We start from the raw sequence: 13,676 nt of genomic DNA on the forward strand, positions 1-13,676 counted from the left end.
GTAAAATTAATTCAATTATATAATTGAAACGTTGAGTAGGAAGAGTACGCTTGAGCGTGATGGTTAGAGAGGAAACGGTAGCTGAAAAGTTTCTACATTGCACGAGCAGAAGGTAGCCTAGGAGTTGACTTAGTGAATGAAGAGTAGCTAATGTCCGGTTAAACACCGTTATCGAATGAAGAGCCTATGGGTGTATTTTTTGCATCCATTGGAATTAAAGGTGGTACCGCGAACTAACTCCCTCGTCCTTTTTTTAGACGACGGGAGTTTTTTGTTTGTTCAAAATCTGGGCGTCATTACGTCGAGATGCAATCGATTATTAAATTGATAGAGGAGAGAGTACAATGACTGAAATTTCAATGCCAACAAAGTATGATCCGCAGTCCACAGAAGCAGGCCGCTATGAATGGTGGTTAAAAGGAAAATTTTTCGAAGCAGATCCAACAAGTGATAAGGAACCATACTCAATTGTCATTCCACCACCAAACGTAACGGGGAAATTACACCTTGGTCACGCATGGGATACAACGTTACAAGATATTTTAACGCGTATGAAGCGCATGCAAGGCTATGATGCACTTTGGTTACCAGGGATGGACCACGCAGGAATTGCCACTCAAGCGAAAGTAGAAGAAAAACTGCGCGGAGAAGGCATCACACGTTATGATCTTGGCCGTGAAAAGTTCCTAGAAAAAACATGGGAATGGAAAGAGGAATATGCCTCACATATCCGTGCCCAATGGTCTAAATTAGGTCTTGGCTTAGATTATTCAAAAGAGCGTTTTACGTTAGACGAGGGCTTAAACGTTGCGGTTAATGAAGTATTCGTAACATTATACGAAAAAGGCTTAATTTACCGCGGTGAGCGTATTATTAACTGGGATCCAGCTGCTAAAACAGCGTTATCTGACATCGAAGTAATTCACAAAGAAGTAGAAGGCGCATTTTACCATATGGAATACCCATTAGCTGATGGTTCTGGCGTATTACGTGTTGCGACGACTCGTCCGGAAACGATGCTTGGTGACTCAGGTATCGCGGTTCACCCGGAAGATGAGCGCTATGCACACTTAGTAGGGAAAACAGTCATCCTACCAATCGTTGGACGTGAAATTCCAATCGTTGCAGATGATTATGTAGATAAAGATTTCGGAACAGGCGTTGTTAAAATGACACCAGCCCATGATCCGAATGACTTTGAAGTAGGTAACCGTCATAACTTAGAGCGAATTTTAGTTATGCATGAAGATGGTACGATGAATGAGCTTGCGGGTAAATATAATGGCATGGATCGTTTTGAATGCCGTAAGCAAATCGTAGCGGATTTACAAGAAGCGGGCGTACTAGTAGAAATCGAAACGCATGTACACCAAGTAGGACACTCTGAGCGTACAAATGCGGTAGTAGAGCCATATTTATCGAAGCAATGGTTCGTGAAGATGGGTCCATTAGCAGAAGATGCGTTAGCGATGCAAGCAAATGAGGACGAAAAAGTAAACTTCGTGCCAAACCGTTTTGAAAATACGTATAACCGTTGGATGGAAAACATTCATGACTGGTGTATTTCTCGTCAATTATGGTGGGGACATCAAATTCCAGCTTGGTATCATAAAGAAACAGGTGAAGTATATGTTGGTAAAGAAGCGCCAGCAGATGCTGAAAATTGGACACAAGATGAAGATGTGCTTGATACATGGTTCTCATCTGCGTTATGGCCGTTTTCAACGATGGATTGGCCGAATGAGGACAGTGCAATGTTCCAACGTTATTATCCAACAAGCACGCTCGTGACAGGTTATGACATCATTTTCTTCTGGGTAAGCCGCATGATTTTCCAAGGGAAGGAATTTACAGGAGAACGTCCATTTAAAGATGTGTTAATTCACGGTTTAGTACGTGATGAAGAAGGACGCAAAATGAGTAAATCCCTTGGTAACGGGGTAGATCCAATGGAAGTAATCGAGCAGTATGGTGCTGACTCTTTACGTTATTTCTTAGCGACAGGTTCTTCTCCAGGGCAAGATTTACGTTATTCTACAGAAAAAGTAGAATCAACATGGAACTTTGTTAATAAAATTTGGAATGCTTCTCGTTTTGCATTAATGAACATGGAAGGCTTAACATTCGAGCAAATTGATTTAACAGGCAATCTTTCAACAGCTGATAAATGGATTTTAACGCGTTTAAATGAAACCATTGAACGTGTTACGGCATTATCGGATAAATATGAGTTCGGTGAAGTAGGTCGTGAGCTTTATAACTTCATTTGGGATGATTTCTGTTCTTGGTATATTGAAATGGCGAAATTACCATTATACGGTGAAGACGAAGCGGCGAAATTAACAACACGTTCAGTATTAGCGTATGTTTTAGACAATACGATGCGTTTATTACACCCATTAATGCCATTCGTAACAGAAGAAATTTGGCAGCACCTTCCACATGAAGGCGAGTCAATTACAGTAGCGGCTTGGCCAACTGTAAACCCTGCTTACAATTTCAAAGATGAAGCAGTGGAAATGCAATTATTAATGGATATTATTCGCGCAGTTCGTAACGTTCGTGCAGAAGTAAATACGCCAATGAGTAAAAAAGTAGCGATGACAATTTCAGCTAAAGATGCATCAATTGCAAGCATTTTAGAGGCGAACAAAGGTTATATCGAAAAATTCTGTAACCCAGATGGCTTAACAATTGGTGCAAGTTTAGAAGCACCTGCTCAAGCAATGTCAGCAGTTGTATCGGGCGCAGAAATTTTCATGCCACTTGCAGGCTTAATTAATATCGACGAAGAAATTGTGCGATTAGAAAAAGAGCTTGATAAATGGGCGAAGGAAGTAAAATTAGTTTCAGGCAAGTTATCAAATGAGCGTTTCGTTTCAAAAGCGCCAGAAGCGTTAGTAGCGGTAGAACGTGAAAAGTTAGCGGACTATGAAGCAAAATTTGCAACAGTTGAAAAACGTATTGCAGAATTAAAAAATATGTAAGTTCTATAAAGAGGTGCCGTTTTTCTTCGGCACCTCTTTACTTGTAGAAGAGAGGGATAAAATTGTTTCAAACAATAAAGCAATGCACGGATTTTATATTTACGCTCAAGGCGAGTCAGTATAAAGGGGAGCCGTTGCAATCTGCTAAAATCATTTTAGAGCAGTTAGAGAATCCAGAGCAAAAAACGAAATTTATTCATTTTGCAGGATCGAATGGCAAAGGTTCGACATTAAATGCAACACGAGAACTGTTAATGGAACATGGTTTAACGGTGGGTGCCTTTATTTCACCCCATTTTGAACGTGCGAATGAGCGTATTACGATTAATAAAAAGCAAATTTCGGATGAAGACTTTTTAAGAATTGCGAATCGTATAACGGCGATTATCGGCGAAAAGTTAAATAGTCAATTTCCAAGCTTTTTTGAATTTATGACATTGATTGCACTTCAATATTTTTCTGAACAGCAGATTGACGTCGCGTTACTAGAAGTTGGTATTGGTGGCAAACTAGACTCTACAAATGTCATTACCCCAGAAATTTCGGTTATTACAACGATTTCACTGGAGCATACGGACATGCTTGGGGATACATATGCACAAATCGCGTCGGAAAAGGCAGGGATTATTAAGTGTGGAAAGCCTGTTGTGATTGGTGTGAAAAATAGTGAAGCTCTAGCAACAATTAAGCAAGTTGCACATGAAAAAAATGCCCCAATATTTGTTTTAGGAGAGCAATTTACTGTTAAAAGTCGCGATTTTGGTCGATTTGATTATAAGGGATCTACTTTAATTGAAAATATAGAGCTTGCTATGGTTGGTGAACACCAGGTGAATAATGCGGCACTTGCGATAACCGCAGCTCAGCTTTTTGTGGACGCGCTAGATGCAGAAAAAATAAAAAAGGCGTTAAAGCAGGCGAAATGGGCAGGGCGATTTGAGCGTGTTGGTACAAATATCATTTTAGACGGTGCGCACAATTCAGAAGGAACGACTTCGCTTATTGAGACACTTACGCAAGTAGAACCGCATAAAAAATACAAATTTATATATGCGGCATTGCAAGATAAAGACCATGAAGTGAGCATTCGGTTAATGGACAATATTGCATCCGCTATGTATTTCACACAAATCGATTTACCGCGCGCAGCAAAAGCACAACAGCTAGCGAACCAAAGTGGGCATGCACAAAAGTTCGCGCATGAAAATTGGTTGCAATTAATCGAACAGCAAATGGATGAGATCAAACAAGATGAATTATTAATTATTACGGGGTCCCTTTATTTTATTGCAGAGGTTCGCGGTGAATTTGTAAAGAAAGGGTTGATTTAATTGATTCCACTTCTTGAGCATTATAAGGAACGGTGGCATGTACAAAGTGAGCGAGTAATAAAGCCGGGTTTAGCTGCGATTGTGCAGGCGCTCGAACGATTAAATAATCCTCAAAATGCCCTTTCAGTTGTCCATTTGGCAGGGACGAACGGAAAAGGTTCTACCCTTACTTTTGTGGAACAAATCGCAAGGCAGCACGGGTTAAAAGTTGGGAAGTTCATGTCGCCGTGTATAGTAGACATGCATGATCAACTTCAAATAAATGGACTTCCCATTGTGAGTGAGCAGTTGGACGAGCTTTTTCAACAATTAGCAAAGGCTGGATTAAGTGGAAAGCTAACCGATTTTGAACTATTAACCGTCATTGCATTTCTCTATTTTCAACAACAAAAGGTCGATGTAGTGTTGTTAGAAGCGGGTATGGGCGGTCGTGAAGATAGTACAAATGTTGTGGAGCCGATTGTTTCGATTATCCCGAGCATTGCACTGGAGCATACGAATTTTTTAGGGACAACATTGACGAGCATTGCCCATCATAAGGCGGGTATTATTAAAAAAAATAAGCCCGTAATTATTGGATTTTTACCAGAAGAAGCAGAGCAGGTGATTGAAGAGGAAGCGTTAAAACAGCAAGCGCCACTCTTAAAATTAGGTCGGGATTTTGAAGTGCATCAAACAGAACGAGGTGAGATGTATGAAAATGTTGCGAAACAAATAGTCATCCCTGCACTAAACCGTCAATTACTTGGTCACCATCAAGCGCAAAATATGGCTTTAGCGATTACTGCCTTTTTTGAAGTTGCAAAAGTTTTGAATGTTACACCTGTGCTAAGTAAGATACAAGCAGGTGTACAAACTACAACGGTTCCTGGACGCTTTGAGCAAGTTTCACCGAATCTTTATTTTGACGGTGCGCATAACCCAGCAAGTATTGGCATGCTGGTCAATACGATTAAACAGCATTTTCCAGGCAAGCGTATTGAATTTGTGCTCGGCATTTTGGCGGATAAAGATGTGGCGGCAATACTGCGCATGTTAGAGGAAGTTGGAGATGCCTTTTATTTTATGGACATTGATAATGAGCGTGCGATGAAAGCCACACAACTTTTGCAAATAAGTCGTGCAAAAGAGAAGGAAATTATAGAAGATGAACAATCGTTCTTAAAAGAGAAAATCCCATCACAAACAGTAAGAATTGTAACGGGTTCTCTTTATTTATTGAGTGATATTCGCCTGAAACTTAATCCGAATAACTAATAATGATGACAATAAAATAGTTATTTGATACTGTATTTATAAAATTACAGGAATTGTTTAGGTGATGAATCGTTAGAAGAGCCAGTTCAGGATGTAATCGCGTCGCTGTATTTCAGGGACAACTGGCAAATTATATCGAATAGTAGCGAAATATTTTTAGGACGAGACGACAATAGTCTTGTCCTTTTTTGTGCTTATTTTGTTAAGGTAAGCAATAAAAAGAGGTGAGCATATGCCGATTATTCGAACACTTAAAAAAAATTCTGTTGCACAAGCTGTATTTTATGGTGTTTTAACTGGGTTATTAGGCGTTATTGCATTTATCATTATATTAAAATTACCGCAAGAGCCAGTAGAACCAGGGGGACAAGGAGAGGTTATTAGTACTTCACAGCAAGAGACTGAAGGAAATGAAAAAGATTTGGTCAAGCAACCGTTTTTTGCGCTGCAGCATGGTGTATTTTCGAGTTTTGAAAGCGCAGATCAATTTGTAGCTTCCTATCCAACGTTAAATAAAGCTGCGATTGTCCGTGTCGGGGATCAATTTTTTGTCTGGTCAAAAATTGATAACGAAAAAGTTGAAGGTGCAACTCAAACAGAGCCAAGTTCATTTTATAAGCCGCTTGTTTTATCAAGCAGCTGTCCAAAACAGGCTGAAAAGCAGTTGCCGATAACGTTAAAGGATGCGAAGACGTTAACGCTCGATCGTGTGACAAGTGAGCAACAAGCTGATTTGCCAGAAGATTGGAGTGTCATATTACCTGAAATTCAAAAGTTATCTGAAAATACAAGTATCATTCGTTTACATGCATTAATAAATTATTATGAGCGCCTAGACTGCGTGAAAATTGATTTTTAACGGTAATATAACCGTCATATTTGATAAATCATAAAAAAGTTACCATTTTTCAAAATTCCATTTGTCATATACTATTGATGATAGGAGGAATGGTTATGAATTTTACTACGAATGAACAATTTGTATTAGCATCGGCATCACCAAGAAGGAAAGAATTATTAGGAATGCTTGGCGTTCCATTTGTTGTCCATACAAGCGATGTTGAAGAAACAAGTGTACAAGCAGATACACCCCAGCGATATGTGGAAGAAGTGGCGCTATTAAAAACGCGAGATGTTGCGGTCAATCATCCTGGGCATTTGATAATAGGTGCAGATACAATTGTTATTTACGAACAGCAAATTTTACACAAGCCGAAATCACATGAAGAAGCGGTCCAACATTTAACGAAATTAGCGGATAATCGACATCAAGTGATGACCGCAGTAGCAATCATCCAGCCTGATGGAACAGAAACGACCTTCGTTGAGGAGACAATCGTTGTATTTAAAAATGTTTCGAAGGCATTGATTGAAGCTTATGTTCAAACAGGTGATTCATTTGACAAAGCTGGTGGCTACGGCATTCAGACAAGCGGTGCGTTACTCGTTGATCGAATTGAAGGAGATTACAATAATGTTGTCGGTTTGCCAATCGCAACATTAGTTCAAACTTTGCTTACTTTACAACTACTAAAAATCTGATTTTTTAGGAGGATGTAAATGACAGTAACACCAATTGTTAATATGAAAATACGAGATGTTCATGAAGCCGATCGACCTCGAGAACGCCTCATTCGCCAAGGGGCAAAAAGTTTATCCAACCAAGAGCTCATTGCAATTTTACTTGGGACAGGTACGAAAAATGAATCGGTGTTAGCAGTAGCGAACCGTGTGTTATTAAATTTTGAAAAGCTGCATAATTTAAAGTATGCCACATTGGAAGAAATGAAAGACATTAAAGGGATTGGTGAGGCAAAAGCGGTGTTATTACTTGCGGCAATCGAGCTAGGGCGTCGTTTAGCTTCAAAAGATTTAGAAGAGCGCTATACTATCCGTTCCCCCGAAGATGCCGCGATGTATTTAATGCAGGATATGACCTCACTGCAACAAGAACATTTTGTCTGCTTATTCCTGAACGTCAAAAATCAAGTGCTACATAAGCAAACGATTTTTGTAGGAAGCCTCAATGCCAGCATCGTCCACCCCCGCGAAATTTTCCGTGAAGCAGTAAAGCGTTCAGCAGCAGCGATTATTTGTTCACATAACCATCCGAGCGGTGTGCCTACGCCAAGTCCTGAAGATATAGATGTGACGAATCGCTTGTATGAGGCGGGGCAAATTATTGGCGTGGATTTACTTGATCATGTCATCATCGGGGATCATCAATTTATTAGTATGAAAGAAAAAGGTTACTTTTAGAAAAAATCGCCATTTTGATAATCAATCAAAATGGTAATTTTTTTGGTGTATAAGCATAATAGATAGAGGCTATATCCTGTAGTTTGAAAGTTTGTGTACGGTTTCAAAAAAATATGCAACCAATACGAATACAATTCGTCAAAAGACATTATTGTTCTATCTGTATTGTTAAATCTTACATAGTAAATTTTATTTGTTTCGTGAGGAAAATAGAAATACAATAGAAAAGTAGAGTTCGACAAAAAACATTCGACAAAAGTCGAGATACAGTGCTTGGAACACTATAATTTTTTGATTCTATCCGTTATAATAAAGGGTATGATTTTAATAATGTCATCGAAGAGATAATTGCCTAAATAGAAAGGGAGTACTTAATTTGTTTGGATTAGGAAATAAGGATGTCGGGATCGATCTTGGCACAGCGAATACACTTGTATTTATTAAAGGAAAAGGGATTGTTTTACGTGAGCCTTCAGTGGTTGCGAAAAATACAAAAACTGGGGACATCGTTGCGGTAGGTAATGATGCGAAAAATATGATCGGACGTACACCAGGTTCGATTGTTGCGATTCGTCCAATGAAAGATGGCGTTATTGCAGATTTCGAGATTACAACAGCGATGATTCAATATTATTTAAAAGAAGCAATGAAAGCTTCTGGTTCAAATTGGAAAAAGCCGAATGTTATGGTTTGTGTACCTTATGGCATTACTTCGGTAGAACAACGTGCGGTAATTGATGCTTCACGTCAAGCGGGTGCAAAAGATGCATTTACAATTGAAGAGCCATTTGCAGCGGCAATTGGTGCGAACTTACCAGTTTGGGAGCCTACTGGTTCAATGGTTGTTGATATCGGTGGTGGTACGACAGAAGTAGCAGTTATTTCACTTGGTGGTATTGTAACGAGTGAATCTGTACGTGTTGGTGGTGACGCAATGGATCACGCGATTATTGCTTACATTCGTAAAACGTATAACTTAACGATTGGTGAACGTACAGCAGAATCAATAAAAGTAGAAATTGGTACAGCACGTTCAGAAGGACCGAACGAAACGATGGATATTCGTGGTCGTGACTTAGTGACAGGCTTACCAAAAACAATCGAAATTACTTCAGAAGAAATTTCAAAATCGTTACACGAAGCTATTGCCGCGATTTTAGACGGTGTGAAAAAGACATTAGAACAAACACCACCAGAATTATCTGCTGACGTAATGGAACGCGGAATTGTTTTAACAGGTGGTGGTGCATTGTTACGTAATTTAGATAAAGTAATTAGTGATGAGACGAACATGCCTGTATTTATCGCAGAAAACCCATTAGATTGTGTGGCAATCGGTACAGGTAAAGCATTAGATAATATCGCTATAATTCGTGCGCAACAACTGAGATAAGGAGGACTGGCAGTGCCACATTTAGCAAATAAAAAATTAATCGTTCTATTAATAAGCGTAATTTTCCTTGTGGCATTGATTGGTTTCTCTCTACGTGATCGTCATAACGCAACATTACCTGAGCAAATTATTAAAGATACAGTTGGCTTTGCGCAATCTATTATTGCAAAGCCAACAAACTACATAACAGGTATTTTTAGCAATATTGAATCGCTGTTAAATACGTATGAAGAAAATAAACGCTTAAAGGTACGTCTAGAGGACTTTGCTGTATTACAAGCAGAGGTAGGTTTATTAAATGCAGAAAATGCTTCATTACGTGAGCTAACAACGATCAAGGAAAGTTTGCGTGATTTCGACCCGATTCAGGCGACGGTCATTGCGAGAAACCCGGATCAATGGGAAGAAAAAATCATTTTAAACAAAGGGACAGCAGATGGCGTTGAAAAAAATATGGCTGTCATGACCGCGCGAGGACTCATTGGAAAAATCGTGATTGCGACACCGTTTACTTCTGAAGTTGAACTTCTTTATACAAATAATGAAAATTATCGTGTATCTGCAATTGTACTCGGAGAAAAAAATGAAGAAATTCATGGTTTAATAGAAGGTTATGATGTAGAACGCAACGAATTATTATTAAAGCGAATTGATTCGAATTTAAAATTAAAAGTGGGCGAAAAAGTACAGTCTTCTGGATTAGGTGGTATTTTCCCGAAAGGTATTTTAATCGGTGAAGTGACAGAAGTAACGACGGACGACTTTGGTTTGACAAAAATGGCGTACGTGGAACCTGCTGCAGATTTCTCTATGCTAGAAAATGTCATCATTGCTAAACGTAAAACCATTGCAATTGATGGCTCAGATGGCAATGCAACGAATGGTGATTTAACAAATGAACCTGTTGCAGAGGAAGCTGAGGAGGAGGAATAATGCTCGTTCGATTTCTAATCCCAACGGTCGCGGTACTGTTATTTTTACTTGAATCCCAATTTGCGATGTTTTCCCCTATTGAAATTAAAGGCGCAACCATTATTTTAGTTCCGCGCTTTTTAATTTTGTATTTGATCTTTTTAGCCATTTATTATAATCGCAAAAAAGCGATGGTTTATGGACTTATTTTTGGGCTATTGTTTGATGTGTTTTACATTAATATTATCGGGCTCTATACATTCTTATATCCCGCAATTTGTTTTCTTGCTGCATGGAGTGTGAAGAGAATCCACCCGCATCTTGCTGTTTCTAGTTTAATTGCCATTGCATTAATGAGTTTGTTAGAGTTTGCGATTTATGAATTTTTCTATGTTATTCAATTTACTTCGATGGCATTACAGCCTTTCCTGTACAATCGACTTGTCCCGACGATTTTGGCAAATTCATTGTTTTTAATGATGCTAGGTTGGGCATTTAAATATTTGATTAGCGCTCGTGTGCTTCAGCGTGCACAGGAGCATTCTTAATACAACGAAGCGTGAGGTGACATGTATAGTTATGAAAAAACAACTTGTCCATATCAAAGGGACAAAAGAAGGGTTAGCACTTCGACTAGACGATCAATGTTCCTACGCGGAGTTAATTGAAGAACTAGGAAATAAAGTTACAGACGGTCACCTTGATGGTAAAATAGATGTGCAATTACATTTGGGGAAACGCTATTGTACACCCGAACAAAAACAGCAATTAATTACAGCAGTAGAGCAACAGCAAAACCTACGTGTATCTAAAGTGCAAAGCGATGTTATGACAATCGAGGAGAGCGAACATTTACTTGAAGCAAATCGCTCCGAACAATATGTGGGCATTGTGCGCTCTGGTCAAATATTACGTACGCCTGGTGATATTATCGTATTAGGCGATGTGAATCCGAATGGACGTATTGAAGCGGGCGGCAGTATTTATGTGATGGGCAAGTTAAAAGGAATTGCACATGCAGGCACTGGGGGCAATGTAGAGGCAATTATTTCGGCAGCTCATTTCGAACCAACACATGTATTAATTGCCAATCAAGTTGAAGTGATGACAAATGAAAGACAGTTTATTTTAGAGCATACAGAACAATTATGCGCTTATATTGGTGCGAACGGTGAAATCTGTTACGATAGAATACAAGAAGTGAGAAATATCCGACCGAGTTTATCGACATATCGAGGAGGAAGCTAAATGAGTGAAGAAGCAATAGCTCAAACTGCAACCTTACATAAGAAAGGGGCCGCTAATGTGGGAGAGGCAATCGTTATAACTTCAGGAAAAGGTGGAGTAGGTAAAACGACTACGACTGCAAATTTAGGTACTGCATTAGCATTACAAGGGAAGAAAGTTTGTTTAGTAGATACAGATATCGGACTGCGTAATTTAGATGTTATTTTAGGGCTGGAAAACCGAATTATTTATGATTTAGTGGACGTCATTGAAGGGCGTTGTAAAACGCATCAAGCGCTTGTGAAAGACAAGCGCGTGGATGATAAATTATTTTTACTTCCAGCAGCACAAAATACCGATAAAAATGCTATAGTACCAGAACAAATGAAATTGTTAGTAGATGAATTGAAGCGTGAATTTGATTATGTATTAATTGATTGTCCTGCTGGGATTGAACAAGGTTATCGTAATGCCATAGCAGGCGCTGACCATGCGATTGTTGTGACAACACCTGAAATTTCAGCTGTTCGTGATGCAGATCGTATTATTGGCCTATTAGAACAAGAACAAATGACACCGCCTAAGCTTATCATTAACCGAATTCGTAAACATTTAATGGATAGTGGCGATGCAATGGATATCACAGACGTGACAACGCATTTATCGATTGATTTACTTGGAATTATTGTAGATAGCGAGGATGTCATTAGCTCTTCAAATAAGGGAGAGCCAATTGTCATGAATCCAAATAATAGGGCATCAGTTGGTTACCGCAACATTGCACGACGTATTTTAGGTGACTCTGTTCCACTCATGACACTGGATGATGAGCAACCAAAAGGGATGTTCGCAAAATTGAAATCCATTTTTAAATAATTATAGAAGCGAAAAAGTTGTCGATGTATTCGACAACTTTTTTTTATTGTATAAAATTTTGCTCGCTGTAGTTATGAGACATAAACCAATCAAACCGTGTGCCAAAGACGTGCTAGTACTTTACTCTTTATGAATCGGAATTTTAGATGAATCATATACTAGACAAAAAGGTGGGGTGAGTACTTGAAAAAGTGGCAATGGTTAATCGCGAGTGTCCTATTTTTTACGATACTGAGCTTTAACACATTCGGTGATATGACAGTGAAACGAACGATCAAGAGGGTCGTATATAGCTCGGAGGACTTATTAATTATGCGCGCGGTGCTGTCGGATATCGCTTTTCCAGAAAACAAACAAGTGACCGTAAATGCGACTCCCGATGAATCGATTGAGCAGCTAGTAGCTTTTGCGATGATTGAACGTTATAACAATGGTTTTTTACTGTCTTATGAAGAACCTCTCTTATTGAAAGCGTTGTATGATGGACTGATTGTTTTTACGGGGCATACAAAATATAATGGGAAAACGATTTCTATTTTATATGAAAATGGCACAACAGTTACATTTGGTTACGTTGATCAGTTTTCGGTATTACCGTACATGACTGTTTCCAAGGGAGAGTTGATTGCGGTCAAAGAAAAGGGGAAGCTTTATATACAAATTGAAAAAGATGGAGAAGTGTATAATATAGAACAAACAACGAAGTGGCTGAAAGAACAACATACATAATATGAAAATCACTATACATCCACTCTTTTTATTGCTACTTCTATTGTTTGTTTTATCGGGAAATATCGCACTTTATAGCATAATCTTAATTTCGTTATTATTTCATGAATTAGGTCACTTCGTCGCGGCTAAATGTGTTGGCGCGCAGATAGAACGTTGTGTCATCCTACCATATGGTGGAGAAATGACATTAAAAAATGAGCATCAACTTTCTTTTAAACAATTAACAATTATTGCGCTCGGAGGACCGATTGCCACTGTTTTCGGAATTGCAGTCGCCTATACATTGCCACCTGTTTTACAAGAAGGATTTATAAATGCTCAAATAATATTGCTTATAATCAATTTCCTGCCGATTTGGCCGTTAGACGGTGGGAGAATCATTTGTTATAGCTTATTGCAATTTTTACCTAAAACGGTCATTTTTGAAACGTATTTATCGCTATCAATTGGTTTACTTACAGTCATTATTTTAGTATCATTATTAATGCTACCAGAATCTATTTCCCTTACAATTGTAAGTCTCTTTTTATGGAGCAAAGTAATAGGTGAATGGCGAACAAGAAAATATCGTTCAGCATTTGAAAAACTTGTAATGAATCGGTTGACTTGAACGATTTGGTATGGTAGTATTTTAATGTTATTGTTTGTAGCACCCGCTACAACCGCGCTGACAGGGTTCCAAAAGTATCGCATGCGATCACC

Annotated in this window: 13 protein-coding genes and 2 other annotated features (1 of these 15 running past the window's edge); all 13 genes read left to right on the forward strand. The window is 38.8% G+C overall.

What is annotated here, in order from left to right; all coding sequences use genetic code 11:
- Window positions 1-22 precede the first annotated feature (22 nt).
- Window positions 23-253, forward strand: a binding site (T-box leader).
- 91 nt (window positions 254-344) lie between these two features.
- The 13 genes from ACQKIH_RS03975 to ACQKIH_RS04035 all read left to right on the forward strand — a co-directional run bounded on the left by ACQKIH_RS03975 (window position 345) and on the right by ACQKIH_RS04035 (window position 13,584).
- Window positions 345-2,987: a valine--tRNA ligase gene (locus ACQKIH_RS03975; protein ID WP_427763563.1), complete on the forward strand. Its 2,643-nt coding sequence runs from the start codon at window positions 345-347 to the stop codon at window positions 2,985-2,987.
- 62 nt (window positions 2,988-3,049) lie between these two features.
- Window positions 3,050-4,318, forward strand: a complete 1,269-nt coding sequence (locus ACQKIH_RS03980) for a bifunctional folylpolyglutamate synthase/dihydrofolate synthase (protein WP_427763564.1) — start codon at window positions 3,050-3,052, stop codon at window positions 4,316-4,318.
- The gene (locus tag ACQKIH_RS03985) at window positions 4,319-5,575 is read left to right on the forward strand and encodes a bifunctional folylpolyglutamate synthase/dihydrofolate synthase (protein ID WP_427763565.1); all 1,257 of its coding nucleotides are present in this window, start codon (window positions 4,319-4,321) and stop codon (window positions 5,573-5,575) included.
- Between the two features lie 232 nt (window positions 5,576-5,807).
- Window positions 5,808-6,434 (forward strand): hypothetical protein, encoded by a 627-nt coding sequence (locus ACQKIH_RS03990; protein WP_057987428.1) that lies wholly within the window; start codon window positions 5,808-5,810, stop codon window positions 6,432-6,434.
- 95 nt (window positions 6,435-6,529) lie between these two features.
- Window positions 6,530-7,117 (forward strand): Maf family protein, encoded by a 588-nt coding sequence (locus tag ACQKIH_RS03995; RefSeq protein WP_057987427.1) that lies wholly within the window; start codon window positions 6,530-6,532, stop codon window positions 7,115-7,117.
- An 18-nt stretch (window positions 7,118-7,135) separates the two neighbouring features.
- On the forward strand, window positions 7,136-7,834 hold the full coding sequence (radC, locus tag ACQKIH_RS04000; RefSeq protein ID WP_427763567.1) for a RadC family protein: 699 nt from the start codon (window positions 7,136-7,138) through the stop codon (window positions 7,832-7,834).
- A gap of 376 nt (window positions 7,835-8,210) precedes the next feature.
- A complete protein-coding gene (locus ACQKIH_RS04005) occupies window positions 8,211-9,227 on the forward strand; it encodes a rod shape-determining protein (protein ID WP_057988135.1) in 1,017 nt (338 codons plus the stop codon).
- Between the two features lie 12 nt (window positions 9,228-9,239).
- A complete protein-coding gene (gene mreC, locus ACQKIH_RS04010) occupies window positions 9,240-10,160 on the forward strand; it encodes a rod shape-determining protein MreC (protein ID WP_427763568.1) in 921 nt (306 codons plus the stop codon).
- Window positions 10,160-10,687, forward strand: a complete 528-nt coding sequence (gene mreD, locus ACQKIH_RS04015; protein ID WP_057988139.1) for a rod shape-determining protein MreD — start codon at window positions 10,160-10,162, stop codon at window positions 10,685-10,687. Before mreC ends, mreD begins: the two co-directional genes overlap by 1 nt.
- 31 nt (window positions 10,688-10,718) lie before the next feature.
- A complete protein-coding gene (locus tag ACQKIH_RS04020) occupies window positions 10,719-11,387 on the forward strand; it encodes a septum site-determining protein MinC (protein WP_057988141.1) in 669 nt (222 codons plus the stop codon).
- Window positions 11,388-11,444: 57 nt separating this feature from the next.
- Window positions 11,445-12,242 (forward strand): septum site-determining protein MinD, encoded by a 798-nt coding sequence (minD, locus tag ACQKIH_RS04025; RefSeq protein WP_427763722.1) that lies wholly within the window; start codon window positions 11,445-11,447, stop codon window positions 12,240-12,242.
- Between the two features lie 183 nt (window positions 12,243-12,425).
- Window positions 12,426-12,971 (forward strand): peptidoglycan DD-metalloendopeptidase family protein, encoded by a 546-nt coding sequence (locus ACQKIH_RS04030; RefSeq protein ID WP_427763570.1) that lies wholly within the window; start codon window positions 12,426-12,428, stop codon window positions 12,969-12,971.
- A 43-nt stretch (window positions 12,972-13,014) separates the two neighbouring features.
- A complete protein-coding gene (locus ACQKIH_RS04035; protein WP_427763571.1) occupies window positions 13,015-13,584 on the forward strand; it encodes a site-2 protease family protein in 570 nt (189 codons plus the stop codon).
- 40 nt (window positions 13,585-13,624) lie between these two features.
- Window positions 13,625-13,676: a sequence feature (ribosomal protein L21 leader region), on the forward strand; it runs 34 nt beyond the window's last position.

This window comes from Solibacillus cecembensis (genome assembly GCF_050272495.1).
Lineage (GTDB): Bacteria > Bacillota > Bacilli > Bacillales_A > Planococcaceae > Solibacillus > Solibacillus cecembensis.

Excerpts from the sequence above, each read along its gene's own strand:
- ACQKIH_RS03995 (WP_057987427.1), top strand. The coding sequence starts at position 6,530 with ATGAATTTTACTACGAATGAACAATTTGTATTAGCATCGGCATCACCA.
- mreD (WP_057988139.1), top strand. The coding sequence starts at position 10,160 with ATGCTCGTTCGATTTCTAATCCCAACGGTCGCGGTACTGTTATTTTTA.
- ACQKIH_RS03975 (WP_427763563.1), top strand. The coding sequence starts at position 345 with ATGACTGAAATTTCAATGCCAACAAAGTATGATCCGCAGTCCACAGAA.
- ACQKIH_RS04020 (WP_057988141.1), top strand. The coding sequence starts at position 10,719 with ATGAAAAAACAACTTGTCCATATCAAAGGGACAAAAGAAGGGTTAGCA.
- radC (WP_427763567.1), top strand. The coding sequence starts at position 7,136 with ATGACAGTAACACCAATTGTTAATATGAAAATACGAGATGTTCATGAA.
- ACQKIH_RS03990 (WP_057987428.1), top strand. The coding sequence starts at position 5,808 with ATGCCGATTATTCGAACACTTAAAAAAAATTCTGTTGCACAAGCTGTA.